The organism is Streptomyces africanus (genome assembly GCF_030816955.1).
GTDB classification, from domain to species: Bacteria; Actinomycetota; Actinomycetes; order Streptomycetales; family Streptomycetaceae; genus Streptomyces; species Streptomyces africanus.
In genome coordinates, this window is sequence record NZ_JAUSYP010000001.1 from 5898132 (window position 1) to 5922095 (window position 23964).

General features: G+C 70.6%; 20 protein-coding genes and 1 pseudogene. 9 read left to right on the forward strand and 12 right to left on the reverse strand.

From position 1 onward, the window contains the following. Positions 1–32: 32 nt before the first annotated feature. A pseudogene (locus tag QF034_RS27530) lies at positions 33–443 on the forward strand (class I SAM-dependent methyltransferase); the annotation flags it as partial. Positions 444–504: 61 nt separating this feature from the next. Here QF034_RS27530 and QF034_RS27535 read toward each other — a convergent pair. From QF034_RS27535 to QF034_RS27545, 3 genes are read right to left on the reverse strand one after another with little or no spacing between them, the layout of a single operon-like run. Then, positions 505–1266 (reverse strand): amino acid ABC transporter ATP-binding protein, encoded by a 762-nt coding sequence (locus tag QF034_RS27535; RefSeq protein ID WP_307177449.1) that lies wholly within the window; start codon positions 1264–1266, stop codon positions 505–507. Continuing rightward, positions 1263–2210: an amino acid ABC transporter permease gene (locus QF034_RS27540; RefSeq protein WP_307177451.1), complete on the reverse strand. Its 948-nt coding sequence runs from the start codon at positions 2208–2210 to the stop codon at positions 1263–1265. The genes QF034_RS27535 and QF034_RS27540 overlap by 4 nt, the downstream gene beginning before the upstream one ends. A 31-nt stretch (positions 2211–2241) precedes the next feature. After that, entirely contained in the window at positions 2242–3192 is a 951-nt protein-coding gene (locus QF034_RS27545; RefSeq protein ID WP_307177452.1) for an ABC transporter substrate-binding protein, read from the reverse strand. A 679-nt stretch (positions 3193–3871) separates the two neighbouring features. On the opposite strand from QF034_RS27545, the gene QF034_RS27550 reads away from it, so the two are divergent. The 4 genes from QF034_RS27550 to QF034_RS27565 all read left to right on the forward strand — a co-directional run bounded on the left by QF034_RS27550 (position 3872) and on the right by QF034_RS27565 (position 7475). Continuing rightward, entirely contained in the window at positions 3872–5104 is a 1233-nt protein-coding gene (locus tag QF034_RS27550) for an NAD(P)-dependent malic enzyme (RefSeq protein WP_086563686.1), read from the forward strand. Between the two features lie 525 nt (positions 5105–5629). Continuing rightward, a complete protein-coding gene (locus tag QF034_RS27555; protein ID WP_307177453.1) occupies positions 5630–6595 on the forward strand; it encodes a zinc-binding dehydrogenase in 966 nt (321 codons plus the stop codon). A gap of 104 nt (positions 6596–6699) precedes the next feature. Continuing rightward, entirely contained in the window at positions 6700–6909 is a 210-nt protein-coding gene (locus QF034_RS27560; protein ID WP_003992902.1) for an HTH domain-containing protein, read from the forward strand. Next, the gene (locus tag QF034_RS27565; RefSeq protein ID WP_307177454.1) at positions 6909–7475 is read left to right on the forward strand and encodes a Clp protease N-terminal domain-containing protein; all 567 of its coding nucleotides are present in this window, start codon (positions 6909–6911) and stop codon (positions 7473–7475) included. Before QF034_RS27560 ends, QF034_RS27565 begins: the two co-directional genes overlap by 1 nt. 18 nt (positions 7476–7493) lie before the next feature. On the opposite strand, the gene QF034_RS27570 is transcribed toward QF034_RS27565, so the two are convergent. Both QF034_RS27570 and QF034_RS27575 read right to left on the reverse strand, forming a co-directional pair. After that, positions 7494–8561: a PadR family transcriptional regulator gene (locus QF034_RS27570; protein WP_307177455.1), complete on the reverse strand. Its 1068-nt coding sequence runs from the start codon at positions 8559–8561 to the stop codon at positions 7494–7496. 1 nt (position 8562) lies between these two features. Next, positions 8563–9531 (reverse strand): DUF4097 family beta strand repeat-containing protein, encoded by a 969-nt coding sequence (locus tag QF034_RS27575; RefSeq protein WP_307177456.1) that lies wholly within the window; start codon positions 9529–9531, stop codon positions 8563–8565. A 158-nt stretch (positions 9532–9689) separates the two neighbouring features. On the opposite strand from QF034_RS27575, the gene QF034_RS27580 reads away from it, so the two are divergent. Beyond that, the gene (locus QF034_RS27580) at positions 9690–10526 is read left to right on the forward strand and encodes a hypothetical protein (protein WP_307177457.1); all 837 of its coding nucleotides are present in this window, start codon (positions 9690–9692) and stop codon (positions 10524–10526) included. Between the two features lie 649 nt (positions 10527–11175). On the opposite strand, the gene QF034_RS27585 is transcribed toward QF034_RS27580, so the two are convergent. The 5 genes from QF034_RS27585 to QF034_RS27605 all read right to left on the reverse strand — a co-directional run bounded on the left by QF034_RS27585 (position 11176) and on the right by QF034_RS27605 (position 18207). Beyond that, positions 11176–11355: a DUF6104 family protein gene (locus QF034_RS27585; RefSeq protein WP_086565146.1), complete on the reverse strand. Its 180-nt coding sequence runs from the start codon at positions 11353–11355 to the stop codon at positions 11176–11178. An 85-nt stretch (positions 11356–11440) separates the two neighbouring features. Next, positions 11441–15274: a multifunctional oxoglutarate decarboxylase/oxoglutarate dehydrogenase thiamine pyrophosphate-binding subunit/dihydrolipoyllysine-residue succinyltransferase subunit gene (locus QF034_RS27590; protein WP_307177458.1), complete on the reverse strand. Its 3834-nt coding sequence runs from the start codon at positions 15272–15274 to the stop codon at positions 11441–11443. A 281-nt stretch (positions 15275–15555) separates the two neighbouring features. Continuing rightward, a complete protein-coding gene (locus QF034_RS27595; RefSeq protein WP_307177459.1) occupies positions 15556–16668 on the reverse strand; it encodes a HAMP domain-containing sensor histidine kinase in 1113 nt (370 codons plus the stop codon). Beyond that, on the reverse strand, positions 16665–17405 hold the full coding sequence (locus QF034_RS27600) for a response regulator transcription factor (RefSeq protein WP_010040369.1): 741 nt from the start codon (positions 17403–17405) through the stop codon (positions 16665–16667). Before QF034_RS27600 ends, QF034_RS27595 begins: the two co-directional genes overlap by 4 nt. 124 nt (positions 17406–17529) lie before the next feature. After that, complete coding sequence (locus QF034_RS27605; RefSeq protein ID WP_307177460.1) at positions 17530–18207, reverse strand: spermidine synthase family protein; 678 nt, start codon at positions 18205–18207, stop codon at positions 17530–17532. 171 nt (positions 18208–18378) lie between these two features. Between QF034_RS27605 and QF034_RS27610 the strand changes: the two genes are divergently transcribed. Beyond that, entirely contained in the window at positions 18379–19230 is an 852-nt protein-coding gene (locus QF034_RS27610) for a rhomboid-like protein (protein WP_307177461.1), read from the forward strand. Here the strand turns inward: QF034_RS27610 and QF034_RS27615 are convergent. Further along, positions 19199–19846: a GNAT family N-acetyltransferase gene (locus QF034_RS27615; protein ID WP_307177462.1), complete on the reverse strand. Its 648-nt coding sequence runs from the start codon at positions 19844–19846 to the stop codon at positions 19199–19201. The genes QF034_RS27610 and QF034_RS27615 overlap by 32 nt on opposite strands. A gap of 175 nt (positions 19847–20021) precedes the next feature. Between QF034_RS27615 and lon the strand changes: the two genes are divergently transcribed. Next, entirely contained in the window at positions 20022–22436 is a 2415-nt protein-coding gene (gene lon, locus QF034_RS27620; RefSeq protein ID WP_307177463.1) for an endopeptidase La, read from the forward strand. Between the two features lie 175 nt (positions 22437–22611). After that, complete coding sequence (locus QF034_RS27625; protein WP_307177464.1) at positions 22612–23103, forward strand: MarR family winged helix-turn-helix transcriptional regulator; 492 nt, start codon at positions 22612–22614, stop codon at positions 23101–23103. A gap of 33 nt (positions 23104–23136) precedes the next feature. Here the strand turns inward: QF034_RS27625 and QF034_RS27630 are convergent, their stop codons facing one another. Continuing rightward, entirely contained in the window at positions 23137–23922 is a 786-nt protein-coding gene (locus QF034_RS27630; protein WP_307177465.1) for a protein phosphatase 2C domain-containing protein, read from the reverse strand. Positions 23923–23964 lie beyond the last annotated feature (42 nt).

Genomic DNA, 23964 nt, shown 5'->3' on the forward strand with positions numbered 1-23964 from the left:
GGAGGGGTTCGATGACGGACGCACCGCCCGGCACCGCCGACCTCAAGGACCCCGGACTGGCCCGCCAAGCTGCCGTGCGACTCGTACGACGCCGTCCTGACCGCGACGGCCCTGCACTGGCTGCACCGGGAACCCCTCGCGGACCTCTACGGCCAGGTCGCGGGAGTGGTCCACGCCGGCGGTGTCTTCATGAACGCGGACCACATGATCGACGAGACGACGCCCCGGATCAACGCCGCCGAGCAGGCGCAGCGGCACACCCGCATGGATCAGGCCGAGCGGGACGGCGTTCTCGACCGGTCGCAGTGGTGGCAGCTCTCCGCGAGGACCCGGTCCTCGCGGCGCCCACGGCCCGGCGCTACGAGATCTACGGCGACCACGGGTACGGCGACATGCCGCCGGTGGCGTGGCACGCGCGCGTGCTGCGCGAGAAGGGTTGCTGAAGTAGTACGCCGAAGGGGGCGGTACGGAGTTCCCGTACCGCCCCCCTCGGTGTGGGTGGCGTCAGAGCACCTTGGACAGGAACGACTGCGTCCGCTCGTGCTGCGGGTTCGTCAGCACCTCGCGCGGGTGGCCGGACTCGACCACCACACCGCCGTCCATGAAGACCAGGCTGTCGCCCACCTCACGGGCGAAGCCCATCTCGTGGGTGACGACGATCATCGTCATGCCCGACTCGGCGAGGTCGCGCATGACGTCCAGGACGTCACCGACCAGCTCCGGGTCGAGCGCCGAGGTCGGCTCGTCGAACAGCATCAGCTTCGGGTCCATGGCGAGGGCCCGGGCGATGGCGACGCGCTGCTGCTGCCCGCCGGAGAGCTGCGAGGGGTAGCTGCCCGCCTTGTCGGCCAGGCCCACCCGGTCCAGCAGCTCCAGGGCACGCTGCCGGGCCTGGCTCCTGCTCACGCCCTTGACCTGGACCGGTGCCTCCATGACGTTCTCCACGGCCGTCATGTGCGGGAACAGGTTGAAGCGCTGGAAGACCATGCCGATGTCCCGGCGCTTGCGGGCGACCTCGCTGTCCTTCAGCTCGTAGAGCTTGTCGCCCTTCTGGCGGTAGCCCACCAGCTCCCCGTCCACGTACAGGCGGCCGGCGTTGATCTTCTCCAGGTGGTTGATGCACCTGAGGAACGTCGACTTGCCGGAGCCGGAGGGGCCGATGAGGCAGAACACCTCGCCGGACTTCACCTCCAGGTCGATGCCCTTGAGGACCTCGAGAGGGCCGAAATTCTTGTGGACGCCTTCGGCCTTGACCATGGCGTTCATGCGGTGCCTCCCGTCGGCTTCGAGCGGTTGGACAGGGACAGGAGGTTGGCCTTGACCTTCTGGAACGGGGTGGCCGGGAGCGACCGGCTCGAACCACGCGCGTAGTACCGCTCCAGGTAGTACTGGCCGATGCTGAAGACCGAGGTCATCAGCAGATACCAGGCCGCCGCCAGGAACAGCATCTCGGCGGGGGCGCCGGAGGTCTGGCCGATGTCCTGAGCGGCGCGGAGCAGCTCCGGATACTGGACGACCGAGACCAGCGAGGTCGTCTTCAGCATGTTGATGACCTCGTTGCCCGTCGGCGGCACGATCACGCGCATCGCCTGGGGGATGACGATCCGGCGCAGGGTCCTGGAGTGGCTCATCCCCAGCGCGTGCGACGCCTCCGTCTGGCCCTCGTCGACCGAGAGCAGACCGGCACGGCAGATCTCCGCCATGTACGCGGCTTCGTTCAGGCCGAGGCCCAGCAGCGCCGTCAGGAACGGGGTCATGAAGTCCGACCACTCGTCCTTGTAGAACGGCCCGAGGTTGATGTACTCGAAGACCAGGCCCAGGTTGAACCAGACGATCAGCTGCACCAGGACCGGGGTGCCGCGGAAGAACCAGATGTAGAACCACGCGATCGACGAGGTCACCGGGTTCTTCGACAGGCGCATCACGGCGAGCACGATGCCGCCGACGATGCCGATCACCATGGACAGCACGGTCAGCAGGAGCGTTTTGCCCACGCCGTCCAGGATCCGGTCGTCGAAGAAGTAGTCCGGGATCGCACCCCAGTTGATCTTGCCCTGGGAGAACGCGTAGACGACCCCGACCAGCAGGGCGATGGCGATGACGGCGGAAACGTACCGCCCGTAGTGCCGGACCGGGATGGCCTTGATGGCCTCCGGTCCGGCCGGGGGCGTGTCGGACGGCCCCGACGTCTTGTCGATGTCAACAGTCACGGGTGTTGCCTTTCAGTGCCGCTGCGTCGCGTCACTTGCCGCCGTTGATGGTGGCTTCCTTGATGGCGCCGTCCGTGACGCCCCACTTCTTCATGATCTTCTCGTAGTCACCGTTCTTGATGAGCGCGTCCAGCGCGGCCTTGAGGGCGTCCCGCAGCTGCGTCTGGTTCTTGGCGACCGCGATGCCGTACGGAGCGGCCTCGACCTGCTCGCCGACCAGCTGGAAGTCCTTGCCGCCACCGGAGGTCTTCACGGCGTACGCGGCGACCGGGAAGTCGGACGAGCCGGCGGCCGCGCCGCCCGCGCGCAGACGGGTCTGGGCCTGCTGGTCGTTGTCGAAGGGCTCGATGGCGATCTTCTTGCCGGCCGGGCACTTCTTCGACTCCGCCTTGGCGAGGTCCTCGGAGACCGTGCCGCGCTGCACCACGATCTTCTTGCCGCACAGGTCGGACCAGGTCTTGATGCCCTGGTCGTCGCCCTTCTTGGTGTAGATCGAGACGCCGGCGGTGAAGTAGTCGACGAAGTCGACGCCCTCACCGACCTTCTTGCCGGTGTCGGAGTCGATGCCCTCCTGGCGGTCCTTGGTGTCGGTCATCGCGGACATGGCGATGTCGTACCGCTTGGAGCGCAGACCCGTGATCAGCGTGTCGAAGGTGCCGTTCTCGAACTGGAAGTCGACCCCGAGCTGCTTGCCCATGGCGGCGGCGAGGTCCGGGTCGATGCCCACGACCTTGCCGGAGCTGTCCTTGAACTCGACCGGGGCGTACGCGATGTCCGAGCCGACCTTGATGACACCCTTGTCACGGATCGACTGCGGCAGCTTGTCGGCGAGCGGGGCCGCGCTCGTCTCGTTGCCCGACCCGGTGTCCTTGGTCTGGTCACCGCATCCGGTGAGCATCAGCGCGCCTGCGACCGCGATCGCACCGACCGCTGCTAGCCGGGAGTGCGCGGCGGTCGTACGACGGGTGGAGCTTGCGGTCATGGTGGGTTCCTCCGGCGGATGGGTGGAGTTGCCGATGGGGCTGAGCGCTGTCGACGGTGCCGGCAGCGCCGTGGCCTGCCGACGGTGCCGGCAGTGCCTGGACTGCCGACGGTGCCGGCAGTGCCTGGACTGCCGACGGTGCCGGCAGTGCCGTGGGTCGACGGGAACACACGTCTTCGAGTGTCGCGACCTCGTGTGATTACGGCATCTTGCCATTCGGACTGCGCCATTCTGGGGGCCAGCCATGTCAAAATCGGATAACGGGCGACCCCCGAACCGCACCACTCCGGTACATCACGGCCGGACCTTCTGCGGGAATCATTCCTTCCGGCAGGAAGATCTTCGGTATGTCCCGGGAATCCGATACGGGGCCAGAAGGATTCGCCGACACGTGAGCGGTTGTCGAGGGTTTGTCCAGGCCTTGTCCCGATATTGGACGAAGAGTCAGGGCGCCTGTGTGTGACCTTCGCGTTATGGACTCGTCGTCGGCGTCGTCCGTCCGGTATGAAGGTTCTTTACACCCCTCATCCGGGGCTCAGGGCGCGTGTGCGGCGCGCCCATCGCGTATGCGCCCGTACGTATCACGTACACAGCACGACCACGGCCGTACGCGGTCCCGCCCACGCCTCACCAGGAGTGGCCACCCTCAAGACAATGAAGATTTAAGGGGTAAAACGAAGTGGCAGCGGAGATCGTCAATCCTCGCAGCGAGAGCAAGACCGGCGATACGGATCCCGAGGGCGGTGCGGAGCCCCTCGACTCCTTCGATCCGGCGTTCGCGCTCCACCGCGGCGGCAAGATGGCCGTGCAGGCCACGGTGCCGGTCCGTGACAAGGACGACCTGTCCCTGGCGTACACGCCCGGCGTCGCGAAGGTGTGCAGCGCGATCGCGGAGCAGCCGGAGCTCGTGCACGACTACACGTGGAAGTCGTCGGTCGTGGCCGTCGTGACGGACGGTACGGCCGTGCTGGGGCTCGGTGACATCGGGCCCGAGGCCTCCCTCCCGGTGATGGAGGGCAAGGCGATTCTGTTCAAGCAGTTCGGCGGCGTGGACGCGGTTCCGATCGCGCTGAACTGCACGGACGTCGACGAGATCGTCGAGACGGTGGTGCGGCTCGCGCCCTCGTTCGGCGGGGTCAATCTGGAGGACATCTCGGCGCCGCGGTGCTTCGAGATCGAGCGGAAGCTCCAGGACGCGCTGGACATTCCCGTCTTCCACGACGACCAGCACGGTACGGCGGTGGTGACGCTGGCGGCCCTGCGGAACGCTGCGCGGCTGAGCAAGCGGGCGCTGGGGGAGCTGCGGGCCGTCATCTCCGGCGCCGGTGCGGCGGGTGTCGCGATCGCGAAGATGCTGGTCGAGGCCGGGGTCGGGGATGTCGCGGTGGCCGACCGCAAGGGTGTCGTGTCGGCGGACCGGGACGATCTGACGCCGGTGAAGCGGGAGCTGGCCGGGTTCACGAACAAGGCGGGCATCAGCGGGTCGCTGGAGGCGGCGCTGGCCGGGGCCGATGTGTTCATCGGGGTGTCCGGTGGGACGGTGCCGGAGGACGCGGTGGCGTCCATGGCCGACGGGGCGTTCGTTTTCGCCATGGCGAATCCGAATCCTGAGGTGCACCCCGAGGTCGCGCACAAGTACGCGGCCGTGGTGGCCACCGGGCGGTCGGACTTCCCGAACCAGATCAACAACGTGCTGGCGTTTCCGGGGATCTTCGCGGGTGCCTTGCAGGTGCGGGCGTCGCGGATCACGGAGGGGATGAAGCTGGCTGCGGCGGAGGCGCTGGCGGGTGTCGTCGGGGACGACCTCGCGGCCGACTACGTCATCCCGTCGCCGTTCGACGAGCGGGTCGCGCCGGCGGTGACGGCTGCGGTGGCGGCGGCTGCCAGGGCCGAGGGTGTGGCTCGGCGGTGACGCGGTAGCGCGTTGCGCGGTGGCGCGTTTCGCGGTGATGTGAGTGGCCCCGTCCGGGTTTGGGCGGGGTCGTTTCTTTGGGTTCGGCTGTTCGGGTGGTGCGGGTGCCTGCGGCGGCCTGCGCGGGTGGGGTGGGGGTGCGCGTTGCGCCTGCTCGCCGGTGGTGGGTCGGGGACGTGTCGGGGGGTGTCCGTCCTCGGAACGGCGCGATGGGGTCGGACGCCGAGTGACTGTCCGTTGACGCGCCAACCGCTGCGGGCGGACACCCCCCGACACGTCCCCTTCCGTGCGCCGGCGGGTGCGGGTGCGTCGTGGTTGCCCTGGCTGCGGGCAGTCGTGCCTCCCCCAGTGCCTTAAGGGGCCTGGGAGGTACCCCCAGGCGGCGCGGGTGGGCGCAGCGGTACCCCGTTCCGCCGGTTGCGGGGCCGCCCGGCCCCAGCACCGGTGCCGAGTGCCTGGCAAGAGGGTGTGTCTCACAGAGGCCGGTGGTTCCGTGCAGTCGGTCCGGAACCTATCGTCAAGGTCATGTTCGCTGTCTACGCCGCCCGAATCGACCGCGACCAGCCACTGGCCGGCCTGGAGTTGGGAGAGCGTCCGGCTCCCGAGGTCCGACCCGGCTGGAGCACCGTCACGGTCAAGGCCGCTTCCCTCAACCATCACGACCTGTGGTCCCTGCGCGGCGTCGGCCTCGCAGAGGACAAGCTGCCGATGATCCTCGGCTGTGACGCCGCCGGCGTCGACGAGGACGGCAACGAGGTCGTCCTGCACTCCGTGATCGGACAGAGCGGGCACGGGGTCGGTCCGAAGGAACCCCGTTCCATCCTCACCGAGCGCTACCAGGGCACCTTCGCCGAGCAGGTCGCCGTGCCGACCTGGAACATCCTGCCCAAGCCCAGGGAGCTCTCCTTCGAGGAGGCCGCCTGTCTGCCCACGGCCTGGCTGACCGCGTACCGGATGCTGTTCACCAACGCGGGGGTCCGGCCCGGCGACTCCGTGCTCGTGCAGGGCGCCGGCGGTGGTGTCGCCACGGCCGCCATCGTGCTGGGGAAGGCGGCCGGGCTGCGGGTCTTCGCCACGAGCCGGGACGAGGCCAAGCGGAAGCGGGCCGTGGAGCTGGGGGCCGTGGAGGCGCTGGAGTCGGGGGCGCGGTTGCCGCAGCGGGTCGACGCCGTGATCGAGACCGTCGGGGCCGCCACCTGGTCGCACTCCGTGAAGTCCCTGAAGCCCGGCGGCACGCTGGTGATTTCCGGTGCCACCAGTGGTGACCGGCCCTCGCACGCCGAACTGACCCGGATCTTCTTCCTGGAGCTCAAGGTCGTCGGCTCCACGATGGGCACCAAGGACGAGTTGGAGGATCTGCTGGCGTTCTGTGCCGCCACCGGGGTGCGGCCGGTGATTGACGACGTGCTGCCCATGGATCGTGCGCGCGAGGGCTTCGAACGGCTGGCGTCCGGTGAGCAGTTCGGGAAGCTCGTGCTCATCAATTCGTAGTCCCTGCTGAGTGGAATGTGCTGGCGGCCGGTCCGGGTTCGGGCCGGCCGTTTGGTTTGTCAACTGGGGTTGACGGAGGTATGGCGTCAACGTAGGTTGACGTTATGACCGAAGCAACGGATCTGGCCGAGCGGGCGGGCGATCGTGATCCACGGGTCGGCCTGCGGGCCGTCGCCGCCCTGCGCAGGCTGCTGGAACAGCTGGAAGCCGTCCAGGTGCGCAACGCGCGCAATCAGGGCTGGTCGTGGCAGGAGATCGCCACCGAACTCGGTGTGAGCAGGCAGGCCGTGCACAAGAAGTACGGGAGGCATTGATGTTCGAGCGGTTCACCAAGGACGCCCGGAGTGTGGTGAAGGGCGCGTTCGCCCATGTGGAGGGTGCCGGCGGCGGGCAGGTCGTGGAGCCGGAGCATCTGTTGCTCGCGCTGCTCGATCGGGAGGGCAGCCGTGGCTCCTTCGCGCTCGCCGCTCTCGGGCTCGGTGAGCGGAGGGAGTCCGTGCGGCAGGCGCTGGGGGTGGCGCGGCGGCGGGCCGGGCTGTCGCAGGCCGAGACGGACGCGCTCGCCGGGCTCGGGATCGATGTGGAGGAGATCGTCGCCCGGGTGGAGGAGGTGCACGGGGTCGGCGCCATGGCCGGTGACCGGAAGGACAAAGGGTGGTGGTCGGGGCGGGCCTCCTTCGGGCGCGGCGCCAAGGACGTTCTGGAGCGCTCCTTCCGGGTCGCCCTCGCCCAGCGGGACCGGCACATCGGGGACGAGCACATCCTGCTCGCCCTGACCCTGCGCCCCGGCGTGCCGGCCGAGGTCCTCGCCGACCACGGGGTGACGTACGCGTCCCTGGTGCGGGTGCTGTACGGGGGCGGCGAGGCCAAAGCCGGGTGAAGGGCGGGGCCAGGCCGCTTACTTCTTCGGCGTGCGCAGCAGGGCTCCTATGTGGGCCGCCGCCGTCGACAGGTGGCGGCGCGCGTCGCGCAGTTGGTCGGGGGTGACGCCGTGGTCGCGGGCCGCGTCGCGGATGTCGTCCCGGAAGCGGTCGAGCAGGCGGTCCAGGTCGCGGGCCGGGTCGCCCGTGGAGTCCGCGGCGTCCTCGTGGGCCCAGGCGGGTTCGTAGGCGGCCGGGAAGTCATCGGCGGGCTGTGAGGGCGTCGGCTGTGCGGTCGGCGTGCCGGTGCCGGTGCCGGTGCCGGTCCAGTCGAAGCCGAAGTCCTTGCCGTAGTCCTTGCCGAACTCGCCGACCTCCTTGGCCAGTTCGCTCAGGCCCTCGCGCAGTCCCGTGGGCCAGTCGCCGCGGGCGAAGTGGTCCTGGACCTGCTCCTGGACCCGGCGGGCGATGCGCTGCACCTGCTCCTGGGCCTGGGCGCGGGCCTGTTCCTGGGCCTCCTTCGCCTGGCGGCGGGCGCGCTGGGCGTCCTCACGGGCGCGGCGGCTCTCGTCCTTGGCGCGGCGGGCCTGTTCCTTCCACTCCTGCCTGGCCCGCCGCATCTCCTCCTTGGCGATGCGCCAGGCGTCCTTGTCGCCGTACTGCCCGAAGTCCCCGAAGGGGGCGTCCTCAGCGCCACGGGTCCTGGTACCGGTGTCCCTGCGGGCCTCGGTCGCCGCGGCGCGCATCTCGCGGCGCAGGTCGCCGGCGGCCCCGCGTACGTCGGCGCGGATCTCCGCCGCCAGTTCCGCGACCGACTCCCGGATCTCCAGCTCCAGGTCGGCCAGTTCGCCGCTGCGGTCGGCCAGTTCGGCGCGGCCCGCGTCCGTGATCGAGTACACCTTCCGGCCGCCCTCGGTGGTGTGGGTGACCAGGCCCTCGGCCTCCAGCTTGGCAAGGCGCGGGTAGACCGTGCCTGCCGACGGCGCGTACAGCCCCTGGAAGCGCTCCTCCAGGAGGCGGATCACCTCGTAGCCGTGTCGGGGGGCCTCGTCCAGCAGCTTCAGCAGGTAGAGGCGGAGGCGGCCGTGGGCGAAGACGGGGGGCATGTCAGAGCACCTTCTTGTCGGTCGTGCCGTCGGCCGGGGCTCCGTCGGCGGCGCCCCGGTCGGAGACGGAATTGTCTCCCGAGCCGGCCTGCGGGTCGTCCTGCGGGTCGGTCGGCGAGCTGCCGGTGCCGGGCCTGGTGTCCCACGGTTCGTCGGGGTCGTCCTCCCTGGAGGGGCGGCGCAGCAGGGCGATCGAGCCGGAGACCGTCGTCGCTCGCAGCTTGCCCGTGCCCGCGCCCAGACGGCCCGTGATCTTGTGGGCGCCCCACTGGCCGTGCACCCGCAGATCGTCGAACGCGTTGGAGACCGCGCCGCTCGCCGTGTTCGCCTCGACCTCCGCGTCCGCCGGGTCCGGCAGCCGGATCGCGATCTCGCCGGAGACGCTGGTCAGCCGCACGTCCGTGGGGCCGCCCGGGTCGAGGTCGACGATCATGGAGCCGCTGACCGAGTCGGCCCGCACGGAGGAGCCGGAGCCCTCGACCACCGTGAGGTCGCCCGAGACGGAGTTGAACCGGAGGTCGCCGGTCACGTCCTGGGCCTCCACATTCCCGGAGACCGTGTCGGCGCGGACCGGGCCGGAGAGGCTCACGAGGGTGGTGTCGCCAGTGACGCCCTTCACCGCCGCCGGGCCCTCGATCCCGGAGAGCACCGCTGCCGCGCCGACCACCCCCAGTTCCACGCGGGTGGAGGGCGGGACGGCCAGGGAGACGACCGCGCTGCGGCGCCAGCCCTTGCGGTCCAGCCACTTGAGGAAGCCCTTCCAGGGCAGGTCCTCGTAGGCCACCGTGAGGGTGCCGCCCCGCTGCGTCACCAGCAGGGGTGGTCCCTGGATCTCGGAGACCTCCAGGCGGGCGGAACCTTCGTCCGTGCCCACCACGTTCACCGTTCCGTCGACGAGACGCACATGAAGCTCGCGCACGGGCTCGTCGAAGGTGAGTTTCCTCGGCTCTGTGACAGACCACTCGGACATGGGCAGACCTCCCGACCTGACGCGCCATATCGCGTCTTCTGCCATTCACGATATATCGTGGTGAGGGAAAGTCAAGGCACTCGTTCTGGGGATGTCGAGGCATACGTCGAGAGGTACATAAGTGCTCAAAGAGGAGTGATTCGTCCTAGCGTGTGACCATGCCGACGGAAGCCGACCGCACCGGTCCCGCCCCTGGGGCGCTGCTGTTGTGCCGGGCGGTGCCCGGGGCCGTCGCCCCCGTCGCCCACCTGCTGCGGGAGCGTATGCAGCTCACCCGGGCGGGTGACGGCTGGAGCGTTCTCGTACCCGAGGGCGGGCCCTGGCGGGACGCCGGCGAGCCCGTCGACCGTGTGGTCACCGGCTGGGCCACGGCCCTCGCCGTCGGCGCGCCGTGGCCCGTTCTCGCCCTGTGGTGGGACGCCGACCACGCGGGCTTCACGCTCGCGTCCGGCTTCCGCCGCCCGGTCGGATTCGTCTGGCTCGCGAGCGGGGTCCCGGTGGGGGAGGAGGAGGCGATGCGCACCTTCGCCGCGCGGGTGGGCCTCGACCCCGTCCTGGACCTCCAGGCCCTCGACCAGCTGACGAAAACCGACTCCGCCGCCGACGCCCGCGCCCGCATGCGCGGCCTGCTGGCGGTCCTCGCGCGGGTGGGCGTCTCCCTGCCCCCGGCAGTCGTCCCGGGCGAGCCCGCCGACCGCCTCCGGGAAGCCGCCGCGCTCCAGCCGGACAGCCTCCCGGTCGAGTGGCCGGGCTTGCGCGAGGCGGTCGCGGAGCGCGACACCGTCGACCACAGCCGCCTGGGCCCCTGGATGCCCTGGACCGGCGACCCCAGGGCCCGCGCCCTGGCCCTCGCCCAGATGGCCGCGGGCGTCCCGCTCATCGCCTGGGGGCTACGGCGTCCCAGCGGCGGCTGGGGCTGGGCCACGGCCGGAGTGCTGCTCCTGACCCATGGCGCCCTGGTCCTGGCGTACACCGTCACGCACCCGCGCGACTGACCTCCGGACGGCTGATCACCGCACGGCGCGGGACGCGTCCCCGGCGCGACTCAGGAGGGCTGGACTGCGCACCGACCCCGGCTCCCGCGCGGACACGGCTCTCGCGGGGCTGGGACGTGCTGGCCCCGCCTCGCGTGCGGGGCGTGCCGGCCGCGGCTCCTGTGCGGCTCCGGCGGCTTGGACCTGACCGCCGGATGGCTGATCACTGGGCGGCGCGGGACGCGGCCCGGGTGCGGCTCAGGAGGGCTGGACCCTGCTTGCCGACCCCGGCTCCCGCGCGGACACGGCTTTCGCGGGGCTGGGGCGTGCTGGCCCCGGCTCTTGCAGGGCTCTGGCGTCCCGGATCCGGCTCCCACGCAGCCCCGGCTCCGGCCGGGCTCGGGCGTCCCGGATCCGGCTCCCATGCGGCTCCGCGTGCCGGATCCGGCTCTTGCGAAGCTTCGGCGTGCCGGGGCCGGCTCCCGTATAGCTTCGGCGTCCCGGATCCGGCTCCCGCGCGACCGACCACCGGACGGCTGATCACCGCACGGCGCGGGACGCGGCCCCGGCGTGGCTTCCCAGGGCTGGACCCGGCTCCGGCACGGCTCCCGTGCAGCCCCGCTGTGCGGCTCGCGCGTGGCCCCTGGTCACGCCCGCACGGCCGCCACTCCTACTCGTCGTCCTCGTCGTCCAGCCGGGCCAGCCACGTGGCCAGGCGTTCTACCGGTACCTCGAAGTCGGGGTTGAGATCGACGAAGGTCCGGAACTGCTCGGCCAGCCACTCGAAGGTGATCTCCTCCTCGCCGCGCCGCTTCTCCAGTTCCTCGATGCCACGGTCCGTGAAGTACATGCCGTCAAGGATATGTGCGCGCAAACGGCCGGGCCGCACCCCCGGAGCGGGGGTGCGGCCCGGTCAACAGGACGCGCGAGGGCGCTTACGCGTCGAACACCTCACGCACCAGCTGCTCCTGCTCGGCCTGGTGCCGCTTCGCGGAACCGACCGCCGGGGACGAGCTGTGCGGGCGCGAGATGCGGCGCAGGCGCTCGCCGTGCGGGACGTCCGCGCCGACCGCCAGGTCCAGGTGGTCGATCAGGTTGAGCGCGATGAACGGCCAGGCACCCTGGTTCGCCGGCTCCTCCTGGGCCCACAGGTACTTCTCGGCGTTCGGGTACTTCTTGATCTCCGCCTGGAGCTCGGCACCCGGCAGCGGGTACAGGCGCTCGATGCGGATGATCGCCGTGTCCGTGACGCCGCGCTTCTGACGCTCGGCCTCCAGGTCGTAGTAGACCTTGCCGGCGCAGAAGACGACCTTCTTGACCGCGGCCGGGTCGACCGAGGCGTCACCGATGACCGGGCGGAACTGCCCCGTCGTGAACTCCTCCGCCTTCGAGGCCGCCGCCTTAAGGCGCAGCATCGACTTCGGCGTGAAGACCACCAGCGGCTTGTGGTGCGGGTTGTGCACCTGCCACCGCAGGAGGTGGAAGTAGTTCGACGGCGACGTCGGCATGGCGACCGTCATGTTGTTCTGGGCGCACATCTGGAGGAAGCGCTCCGGGCGGGCCGAGGAGTGGTCCGGGCCCTGGCCCTCGTAGCCGTGCGGCAGGAGCAGGACGACGCCGGACGTCTGGGCCCACTTCTGCTCGGCCGAGGAGATGAACTCGTCCACGACCGTCTGCGCGCCGTTGACGAAGTCGCCGAACTGCGCCTCCCACATCACGAGCGCCTCGGGACGGGCCAGCGAGTAGCCGTACTCGAAGCCCATCGCCGCGTACTCGGACAGGAGCGAGTTGTAGACGTTGAGCCGGGCCTGGTCCTCGGAGAGGTACTGCAGCGGCGTGTACTCGTCGCCCGTGGTGCGGTCGATGATGACCGCGTGGCGCTGGCCGAACGTACCGCGCTGCGAGTCCTGGCCGGCCAGGCGGACCGGGACGCCCTCCAGGAGGAGGGAGCCGACCGCGAGCGTCTCGCCCATGCCCCAGTCGATCGTGCCGTCCTCGACCATCGCCGCCCGGCGCTGGAGCTGCGGCAGCAGACGCGGGTGGACGGTGATGTGGTCGGGGATGTTGACCTGGGACTCGGCGATCCGCTTGACGACCTCCGTGGTCACCGCGGTGTTCACGGTGACCGGGAACTCGGCCTGCGGGTCGGAGGTCTCCACGATCGTCGGCTGCGAGGTGGCCTCGCGGACCTCCGTGAAGACCTTCTCCAGCTGGCCCTGGTAGTCCTGCAGCGCCTGCTCGGCCTCTTCCAGGGTGATGTCGCCGCGACCGATGAGGGACTCGGTGTAGAGCTTGCGCACCGAGCGCTTCTTGTCGATCAGGTCGTACATCAGCGGCTGGGTGAAGGCCGGGTTGTCCGACTCGTTGTGACCGCGGCGGCGGTAGCAGATGAGGTCGATCACCACGTCCTTGTTGAACGCCTGGCGGAACTCGAAGGCCAGACGGGCCACGCGGACCACGGCCTCCGGGTCGTCGCCGTTCACGTGGAAGATCGGGGCCTCGATCATCCTCGCCACGTCCGTCGCGTACATCGACGAGCGCGAGGACTCGGGGGCCGCGGTGAAGCCGACCTGGTTGTTGATGACGATGTGGACCGTGCCGCCGGTGCGGTAGCCGCGCAGCTGCGACATGTTCAGGGTCTCGGCCACCACGCCCTGGCCCGCGAAGGCCGCGTCGCCGTGGATCGCCACGGGCAGGACCGTGAAGTCCGTGCCGCCCTTGCCGATGATGTCCTGCTTGGCGCGGGAGACGCCCTCCAGGACGGGGTCGACGGCTTCGAGGTGCGACGGGTTCGCGACCAGGCTGACCTTGATCTGCTCGCCGTCGAGGCCCGTGAAGGTGCCCTCGGCGCCCAGGTGGTACTTCACGTCACCGGAGCCGTGCATCGACTTCGGGTCGAGGTTGCCCTCGAACTCGCGGAAGATCTGGGCGTACGACTTGCCGACGATGTTGGCGAGGACGTTCAGGCGGCCGCGGTGGGCCATACCGACGACGACCTCGTCGAGGCGGGACTCCGCCGCCGAGTCGAGCACCGCGTCCAGCAGCGGGATGACGGACTCGCCGCCCTCCAGGGAGAAACGCTTCTGGCCGACGTACTTCGTCTGCAGGAAGGTCTCGAAGGCCTCCGCCGCGTTCAGGCGGCGCAGGATGCGCAGCTGCTCCTCGCGCTCCGGCTTGGAGTGCGGGCGCTCCACCCGGTCCTGGATCCACTTGCGCTGCTTGGGGTCCTGGATGTGCATGAACTCGATGCCGGTGGTGCGGCAGTACGAGTCGCGCAGGACACCGAGGATGTCGCGCAGCTTCATCATCGACTTGCCGGCGAAGCCGCCGACGGCGAACTCGCGCTCCAGGTCCCAGAGCGTGAGGCCGTGCTCGGTGATGTCCAGGTCGGGGTGCTTGCGCTGCTGGTACTCCAGCGGGTCGGTGTCGGCCATGACGTGGCCGCGGACCCGGTAGGAGTGGATCAGCTCGAAGACGCGGGCGGCCTTGGTGACGTCGTCGTCGTGGCTGGCGTCGATGTCCTTGAGCCAGCGGACCGGCTCGTAGGGGATGCGCAGCGCCTCGAAGATCTCGTCGTAGAAGTTGTTCTCGCCGAGCAGGAGGTTCGCGACCTGGCGGAGGAACTCGCCGGAGGCGGCGCCCTGGATCACCCGGTGGTCGTAGGTCGACGTGAGCGTCATGACCTTCGAGATGCCGAGCTTGTTCAGGGTGTCCTGGGAGGTGCCCTGGAACTCCGCCGGGTAGTCCATGGAGCCGACGCCCATGATCACGGACTGGCCGGGCATCAGACGCGGCACGGAGTGCACGGTGCCGAGACCGCCGGGGTTGGTCAGGGAGACCGTGACCCCGGAGAAGTCGTCCATCGTCAGCTTGCCGTCGCGGGCGCGGCGGACGATGTCCTCGTAGGCCTGCCAGAACTCGAAGAAGTTCAGCGTCTCGGCCTTCTTGATCGCCGCGACGACCAGCTGGCGGTCGCCGTTCGGCTTGACCAGGTCGATGGCGAGACCGAGGTTGACGTGGTCCGGCTTGACCAGGGTCGGCTTGCCGTCCACCTTCGCGAACGAGTAGTTCATCGCCGGCATCGCCTTGATGGCCTGGACCATCGCGTAGCCGATGAGGTGCGTGAAGGAGATCTTCCCGCCACGCGCCCGCTTGAGGTGGTTGTTGATGACGATGCGGTTGTCGAACAGCAGCTTCACCGGGACCGCGCGCACGGACGTGGCCGTGGGCAGTTCAAGGGAGGCGTCCATGTTCTTCGCGACCGCGGCGGCGGGACCGCGCAGCACGACCTGCTCCGGGCCCGAGGGGGCCTCGGCGGCGGGCTCGGCCTTCGGCTTCGCGGCGGCCGGCTTGGCGGCCGGGGCGGCCTTCGCCGGAGCCGGGGCCTGGGCAGGAGCCTGCGCCTGAGCCGGGGCCTGCGCGGCGGGCTTCGCCTGTGCGGGAGCCGGCGCGGCGGCCGCGGGCTTCGGGGCCGCCTGGGCGGGGGCCGCGGCCTGGGCGGGGGCGGCCTGGGCCGCCGGCTGAGCGGTGGTGGTCCCCGCGGCCCCCGCGGCCGCGGTACCCGCCGGAGCCGAGGCGGCAGCCGCCCCCGGCTTGTAGTCGGCGAAGAAGTCCCACCAGGCTCGGTCTACCGAATTCGGGTCCTGGAGGTACTGCTGATAGATCTCGTCGACGAGCCACTCGTTGGCACCGAACGACGCGGCAGGGTTCTTCCCCGCTTGGTCGGTGTCGGTCGAGATGCTCGAGTTACTGGGGGACTGTGGCGACACGGCGGCAACCGCCCTCTTCCGCTTCACAAGATGATGGACAGCGGGAATCAAGGCTACGCCCCCAAGACCGGGTAGGTCAGGTCGGGCCCGTTCAACGTCGTGCAAGTCACATCTTGGAGTGTGTTTCGGGGCTTGAAATGGCGGGAAACAAACGTGGTTCCGCTTAAAGAGGGAAGGGCGGGGCAGGGCCTCGTGCGCCGACGGCGCGGGCCTGTGCCTGATCACACGTGTCCGTCAGTGCGGACGCCCGTGGATCTTGTGGCTCCGCTTCGAACTTTACGTCAACTTGGCACAGATGGAAGTCCCGGAAGAGTGACAAGAATCCGGCAACCACGCTTGGATTCGGCCACTCCGATCCGCCCGCCGTGCAGATCCACCGCCCAGCGCGCGATGGCCAGCCCGAGCCCCGTGCCGCCGTCGCTCCCCGGCCCCTGCGGCCGCTTGACGTTGCCGCGGTTGAACCGCTCGAAGACGCGGTGCCACTCGGACTTCGGAATACCGGGGCCCTCGTCCAGGACCTCCAGCTCCAGCGACTCCGGCAGCGCGCCGCGCCGCGCCTTGACCGTCACACGGCCGTGCGGCGGGCTGTGCTTGACCGCGTTGTCGATGAGGTTGGCCACGACCTGGTGGATGCGCTCCGGGTCCGCGTGCGCGGTCAACTCGGGCGGGTGGACGTCGAGGTGCAGATGGACGTCGGTACGCGTGTGACTGCCCGAGCCGGTGGCGATGCCCGCGCGCACGGAGGCGACCATGTTGGCCTCCTTCAGTACGCCGGACAGATACGGCCACACCTCGAACCGCCGCTGTTTCAGCGGTACGACGCCGTTGTCCAGCCGGGACAGGTCCAGCAGCGTCTCCACCAGCCGGCCGAGCCGCTCGGTCTGCTTCAGCGCCGTGCGCATCGTCTCCGGGTCGGCCTGCGTGACGCCGTCGACGATGTTCTCCAGCACCGCGCGCAGGCCCGCGATGGGTGTGCGCAGCTCGTGCGAGACATTCGCCACGAGTTCCTTGCGCTGGCTGTCCTGCGCCTCCAGCTCGTCGGCCATGGCGTTGATCGTCACGGCGAGGTCGCCCAGCTCGTCACGGCGGTTCTCGCGCGTCCGGCGGGTGTAGTCGCCCTGCGAGATGGAACGGGCCACGGCCGTCATCTCGTCCAGCGGCGCGGTGAGCGAATGGGCCACGAACTGCGTAATGAGCAGTGTGGCGATCATCGAGAAGACCGTGATGAAGCGCAGCTCCGTCTTCGTGTGCACCGCGATCACCGACAGGCCCGTGGTGATCAGCACCGAGATGACGACCAGCGCGCCCAGCTTGGTCTTGATCGAGAACGGGCTCACCCCGCCCCAGGGTTCCGGCTCCCGGGGGTTTCTCCGTGCGGCCGGCCCGCCGCTCATGGCGTCGGGGTCTCCAGGGCGTAGCCCACGCCGTGCACCGTGCGGATCCGCTCGGCGCCGATCTTCCGGCGCAGGGCCTTGATGTGGCTGTCGACGGTCCGGGTGCCGGAGGCGTCCGCCCAGTCCCAGACCTCGGCGAGCAGCTGCTCGCGGGAGAGCACCGCGCGCGGGGTGTTCGCCAGGCACACCAGCAGGTCGAACTCGGTCGGCGTGAGGTGAACATCCTCACTCCGCACCCGGACCCGGCGCTGCGCGTGGTCGATCTCCAGCTCACCGAGGCGCAGGATGCCGCTGCGCGGGGTCGCGGCGGCCAGCGCGGCCCGCTCCACGCGGCGCAGCAGTACGTGCACGCGCGCCGCCAACTCCCGCATCGAGAACGGCTTCGTCATGTAGTCGTCGGCACCGACGCCGAGCCCGACCAGCATGTCGGTCTCGTCGTCGCGCGCGGTGAGCATCAGCACCGGCACCGGCCGGGCGGCCTGCACGCGCCGGCAGACCTCCAGACCGTCGAAGCCGGGCAGCATGATGTCGAGGATCAGCAGGTCGGGCTGCCAGGCCTCGGCCGTGTCGACGGCGGCCGGACCGTCACCCGCTGTTTGCACGAGGAATCCCTCGGCTCGCAGGCGGGTCGCGATGGCGTCCACGATCGTGGCGTCGTCCTCGACGACGAGAACCCGGCGCTGTGCGCCCGGTGTAGCCGTCGCCGAACCGTTGTGGGAGGTGTGTGTCTGCTCCATCGCCCGCCCCTGGGGTGTGCTTTCCGGAATCAGTGGGGTGATCCCTCGGTCTGCGCATGGTTGCGATTGACGCTTGAATGATCGGCGTCAGAGGAGCAGCGTACGGGGAGTCAGCACACCTTTGCTATCCAGGGCTGATGCCGAGGTGCACGACGTCCGGAACGCCCCGGGCAACCGGGATCTCTTCGGTACGCACCTGCTGGAACCCGACATTCCGCAGGGTTTCTTCGAATTCCGGAGAGGGCTGGGCGGACCAGACGGCGAGTACCCCGCCGGGCCTCAACACCCGTACGCAGCTTGCCAGTCCGGCCTCTCCGTAGAGAATTTCGTTGCCCTCCGTGACGGTCCAGCCGGGTCCGTTGTCGATGTCGAGGCACAGGGCGTCGTACGTGGCGGATGTCTCATTGACGTAGGCCACGAGATCGGCTTCGACGATGTGCGTGCGCGGGTCGGCGAGGGCCTCGGCGGAGAACGCGGAGAGCGGGCCGTCGCGATGCCATTCGACAATCGCCCGCTCGCGTTCCACGACCGTGATCCCTCCCCAGCGCGGATCCGCCGCCGCGTGGGCGAGGGAGAAGCCGACGCCGAGTCCGCCGATCAGCACGTCCGGGCGGTCCCGGCCGGTCAGGGCGTCCAGGGCCGCGTCGACCAGCCGCCGCTCCGAGCGGCCGTCGGAGGTGTCCATCAGAAAACAGCCGTTCGCGATGATCTCCAGCCGGTCGCCGTGCCGTCGCAGCACGACCTCGCCGTGCGGGCCCTCGCGACGGTCCAGCACGAGGGGGATGTCGTTCGAGGTGGGCATTCGAGCATCCTGGCAGGTGAGGGGTGTCCGACGCCAAGCATTACGGAGCGGCCGGCAGGGGACGCCGTGCGCCGCTGTCAGGTTGCTGTGAATCGGCTCTCGCGTGACGCCCGTCACAGACAGGGGCCGGAGGTGCGCGAAGGGTGGGACATGACGGAAGGAGCGCCCGCCGTGGATCGCACCGCGCCGGCCGACCAGACGGCCACGCCGACGCCTCCGGGCGCGTCCGTTCCCGACGTGTCGGCGCTGCTGGACGGGGTGCCGCGGCAGCGGGCCGGCGGCCGGGTGCCGTGCGGGACCGTGGGTCCGGGTGTACGGGAGCCCGCTGTGGTGGAGAAGCCTCGGCTTCGGGCACCGCGGGTCTGGCGGCTGCTCCCCACTCCCACTGGTGCGCCGTTCACGTTCGGGTACGGGATCGTCCTCTGTCTGACCTCACTGTTCTCCGCGTACGCGGACCCCGCCCTGGTGCACGCCCTGCTCCAGGGTTCCAGTACGGATGTGGCGCACCTGGTGCGGACGCCGGAGCTGGTGCTGGTCGGCAGTGCGCTGTGGCTGGCGGGCGGAGTGGCCTCGCCGTTCGCGATCGGGTTCGTGCTCGTGCTGACCGCGCTGGAACGGCGGATCGGCGGCCTGCGCACGGCCGGTGTCTTCCTGCTCGGGCACGTCCTCGCGACCCTGGCGACCGAGGTCCCGGTCGGGCTCGCGGTGCTGGCCGGGCAGCTCCCCCAGAGTTCGCTGCACCGCCTCGACTACGGCGTCAGCTTCGGCGTCGCCGCCGGCACCGGCGCCCTGGCCGGGCTGCTGCCGCTCTGGCTGCGCGTGCCGCTGCTGGCCGGCTTCGGCGGGATGCTGCTGCAGGACCTGCTCGCCTTCACCGACCCGTTGACGAACTGGGGGCATCTGATCGCCCTGGCCATCGGTGTCGCGACCTGGCCGGTGCTCCGGCGGTGGCGGGGGAGGCGTGCCCACTCCGAGATGAGGGCGAAGCCGTTCAGGTCCGCGGGTCGTGCTTCGCGCTGGTGAGCAGGGCCACCACCTCCCAGCCCAGCGCCTCGTAGAGCCCTCGCCCCGCGGGAGTGCCGGCGAGCACACCGGTCTGTGCCCCTTGCCGTACGGCGGCGCTCTGCAACGTCCGCATGACGAAGCTGCCGAGTCCCTTGCGGCGGTGCTCCGGGGCCGTCTCGATCTGGTCGGCGACGGCGGTGGCGCCCGTCGGCGCGATCTGCCCGCGCGCCGCCAGGGAACCGTCCGGGGCGGCCACCATGACACGCGTCACCCCACCGCGTGACCAGCTGCGCAGCCGGTAGCCGTCGGGCACGTCCGGAGCGTTCCCAGCGGTCAGCGGGACCGTCATCAGGTAGCCGGGTTCGGGGTCGATCCACCAGCTGTCGTCCAGCCAGCCGGCGACCACCGACGGGTCCCGGAACGCCTTCAGCCACACCCCGGCCCCGGTCACCGCGCCGGCCACCTTACGGACGGCCGTCTCGTCGAGATCGTCACCGGTCGCGCCGAACACATGCCGTGTGACGTGCCCGTTCGTCCCCACGTCGATCGTGCAGCCCCACGGCTCGGCCACGGGCGGAGCCGCTCCGCGCGACACGACCCATCCGTCCACCCACGCCTGCACGGTCCTGTCCACGCCGCCCCCTGGTAATAGGCACTAACCCCATTGGTCTGTTACGCCGCTGACTCTACGGCCCTGGTCGCCCCCGACGTCACGGTTGATCGCTCACAGCGAACGGCGGGTGGGGAACATCCGGCGGCTCCCGTGCATTGAGTCGGCATAGCTCAACTTGACTGCCGAAGGGGAGATCATGGCTTCGACGTCCACACCGCTCACCCTGCCCGTGCTGCCGCTCGACGACGAGGTCGTCCTGCCCGGGATGGTGGTCCCGCTGGACCTGAGCGACTCCGAGGTCCGTGCCGCGGTGGAGGCCGCCCAGGCCGCTGCTCGGACAACGCCCGGAAAGCCCCGGGTACTCCTGGTGCCACGCATCGACGGCACGTACGCCCGCACCGGTGTCCTCGGCACCGTCGAGCAGGTGGGCCGGCTGGCCGACGGCGATCCGGGCGCGCTGATCCGCGGCCGGGGCCGGGTGAGGATCGGTGCGGGGACCACGGGTCCCGGCGCGGCCCTCTGGGTCGAGGGCACCAGCGTCGAGGAATCCGTCCCGGAGCCGCTGCCCGGGCAGGTCGCCGAACTGGTCAAGGAGTACAAGGCCCTCGCCACAGCCTGGCTGCGCAAGCGCGGCGCCTGGCAGGTCGTCGACCGGGTCCAGGCCATCGACGACGTCTCGGCGCTCGCCGACAACTCCGGCTACTCGCCGTTCCTGACCACCGACCAGAAGGTCGAGCTGCTGGAGACCGCCGACCCGGTGGCCCGGCTCAAGCTCGCCACCCAGCAGCTGCGCGACCACCTCGCCGAGCAGGACGTGGCCGAGTCCATCGCCAAGGACGTCCAGGAAGGCGTCGACAAGCAGCAGCGCGAGTTCCTGCTGCGGCGCCAGCTGGAAGCGGTCCGCAAGGAGCTGCGCGAGCTGAACGGCGAGCAGGAGGGCGAGGAGTCCGACGACTACCGCTCCCGGGTGGAGGCCGCCGACCTGCCCGAGAAGGTCCGGGAGTCCGCGCTCAAGGAGGTCGACAAGCTGGAGCGGTCCTCCGACCAGTCGCCCGAGGGCTCCTGGATCCGCACCTGGCTCGACACGGTCCTGGAGATGCCGTGGAACGAGCGCACCGAGGACGCGTACGACATCCAGGGCGCCCAGGCCGTCCTCGACGCCGAGCACTCCGGCCTTCAGGACGTGAAGGAGCGCATCACCGAGTACCTGGCGGTGCGCAAGCGGCGTACCGAACGGGGGCTGGGCGTGGTCGGCGGGCGGCGAGGCGGTGCCGTGCTCGCGCTCGTGGGGCCGCCCGGCGTCGGCAAGACCAGCCTGGGCGAGTCCGTCGCCCACGCCATGGGGCGCAAGTTCGTGCGCGTCGCCCTCGGCGGCGTCCGTGACGAGGCCGAGATCCGCGGCCACCGGCGTACGTACGTCGGTGCCCTGCCCGGCCGGGTCGTCCGCGCCATCAAGGAGGCCGGGTCGATGAACCCGGTCGTGCTGCTCGACGAGATCGACAAGGTGGGCTCGGACTTCCGGGGCGACCCGGCCGCGGCCCTGCTCGAAGTGCTCGACCCGGCGCAGAACCACACCTTCCGGGACCACTACCTGGAGGTCGAGCTGGACCTGTCGGACGTGGTCTTCCTCGCGACCGCCAACGTCCTGGAGGCGATCCCGGAGGCGCTGGCCGACCGGATGGAGATCGTCCGGCTGGACGGCTACACCGAGGACGAGAAGGTCGTCATCGCCCGCGACCACCTGCTGCCGCGCCAGCTGGAGCGGGCCGGGCTCGACAAGGAAGAGGTGGCCATCGACGAGGGCGCGCTGCGCAAGCTCGCCGGTGAGTACACGCGCGAGGCGGGTGTGCGCAACCTGGAGCGGTCGATCGCACGGCTGCTGCGCAAGGTCGCGGCCCAGCATGAACTGGGCGAGCGGGAGCTGCCGTTCACCGTCCGGGACGAGGACCTGCGCTCGCTGATCGGACGGCCGCACCACGTGCCCGAGTCCGCCCAGGACCCGGCCGAGCGCCGGACGTCCGTGCCGGGCGTGGCGACGGGCCTCGCGGTGACGGGCGCCGGCGGTGACGTGCTGTACGTCGAGGCGTCGCTGGCCGACCCGGAGACGGGCGCGGCCGGGCTGACCCTGACCGGTCAGCTGGGGGACGTGATGAAGGAGTCCGCGCAGATCGCGCTGAGCTTCCTGCGCTCCCGCGGTGCCGAGCTGGAACTGCCGGTGGGTGATCTGAAGGACCGGGGCGTGCACATCCACTTCCCGGCGGGCGCGGTCCCCAAGGACGGCCCCAGCGCCGGCGTCACCATGACCACGGCCCTCGCCTCGCTCCTGTCCGGCCGTCTGGTCCGCACGGACGTGGCGATGACCGGCGAGGTCTCGCTGACCGGCCGGGTCCTGCCGATCGGCGGCGTGAAGCAGAAGCTGCTGGCCGCCCACCGCGCCGGGGTCACCACCGTGATCATCCCCAAGCGCAACGAGCCCGATCTGGACGACGTCCCGGCGGAGGTGCTGGACAAGCTCGACGTCCACACCGTCACCGACGTCCGCCAGGTCCTCGAGCTGGCGCTGGCGCCCGCCACCGCGGACGTGGCGCCGGAGGTTCCGGTGGCCGCGTGACGGAGGTCATCGGACAAGGGAAGGCCCGGGTCCCGTGAGGGAGGCCCGGGCCTTCACCGTGTGGCGGCCCTGTGGACGCGCACCTCGTGACCTGCGGAATACTTGCCGAGCTGCGGCGATGGCCGCACGTGGCGGAAAATTGCAGGTACCGGGCGACAACCGAGGCAGGGCTCACGTGCACGAGGACGGCAACGACGACGGACACCGGGACGCCTCCCTGGCCGGAACCGGTGTGGATCAGACTGCCTTTCTGGCGCTGGAGCGGGAGCTGACCGTGCTGCTGCGGCGGGCCCGGGCCAGCCAGGGCGAGATGGCCCGGGAGGTCCACCCCGACCTGGAGTCGTCCGCGTACGGCCTGCTCGTACGGCTGGACGAGTGCGGCAAGCAGCGGGCCACCGAGCTCGCCGCCTACATCGGCGTCGGCAAGGCCACGATGTCCCGCCAGTTGCGCGCCCTGGAGGAACTGGGCCTGATCGCCCGCGAGCCCGACCCCGCCGACGGACGCGCCTGGCTGGTAGCCCTCACGCAGGAGGGGCAGGACCGGGTCCGCCGGGTGCGCGAGGCCCGCCGCGCCCGCTACGCCGGCCGCCTGGCCGACTGGGACACCCGCGAGGTGACGGAACTGGCCCGGCTGCTGCACCAGCTCAACCGGGGCATGGAGAAGTAGGACGCGGCGCTCGCCGTGACAGCGGCCGCCTGTTCAGAACTCGGCGTACACGACCGTCGCGTCGTCGTGCGTCTTGCCGCGGCCCAGGAACGATCCGGCCGACTCCGCCCGCTCCAGCGTCCGCACCCGGTCCACCAGTGCCTGCGGTCCCTCTTTGCGCAGGAGGTGGAAGCAGTCCGTCCAGTCGCCCTCCGCGAACCGCTCCACCCAGCGGGCGGCGCCGTCCGTCAGGGCGGCCAGGGCGCGGACCTCGCGCCGGGGCAGGGTGCCGGTCACCGCTCGCCGGGCAACCGAGGGATCGGCCGCCGCAGTGAAGAAGCCGCCCTCCTTGTTGCGGAGCGTGGAGTCCACCAGCGCGTCCGTGGCCAGGGCCGAGCGGGGGAGAAGGGCCAGCCGGTCGTCGAGGAAGGCCGTGACCACGCCGTCCGGGGACTCCACGAGGAGAGCGGAGTCCGACAGGACCAGGTACTCCACCGCCCGGGGGGACCAGCGGGCCATCACCACCGTGGCCTGAGGGGTGCGGGGGTGAGAAAGGTCACAGGTTGAGGCGTGCGCCTCGGCGGTACGCGCGATGGCGCGGGACAAGACGTCGACCAGGGGGACATCCGGGAGTGAAACGGTCAGTTCGGTCAGGGCTCCGCCGAGGCGCGCGGTGAACCAGGGGACGGAATGCAGACAACCCGTCCCGCCCTTCGGGGGTGTGACCCCGTCCAGGACGACGACCGAACCGCCCTGTCCGGAGGCCGGTAGTCCGACACTGGCGAAGTCCTCGTTGGGGCGGTCCGCGTCTCCCGGTTCCGTGGCGAGTTCAGTACGCATCCAGCCAGTCTGCACGAGCCCTTCACAAGGTCCGCAAAACGC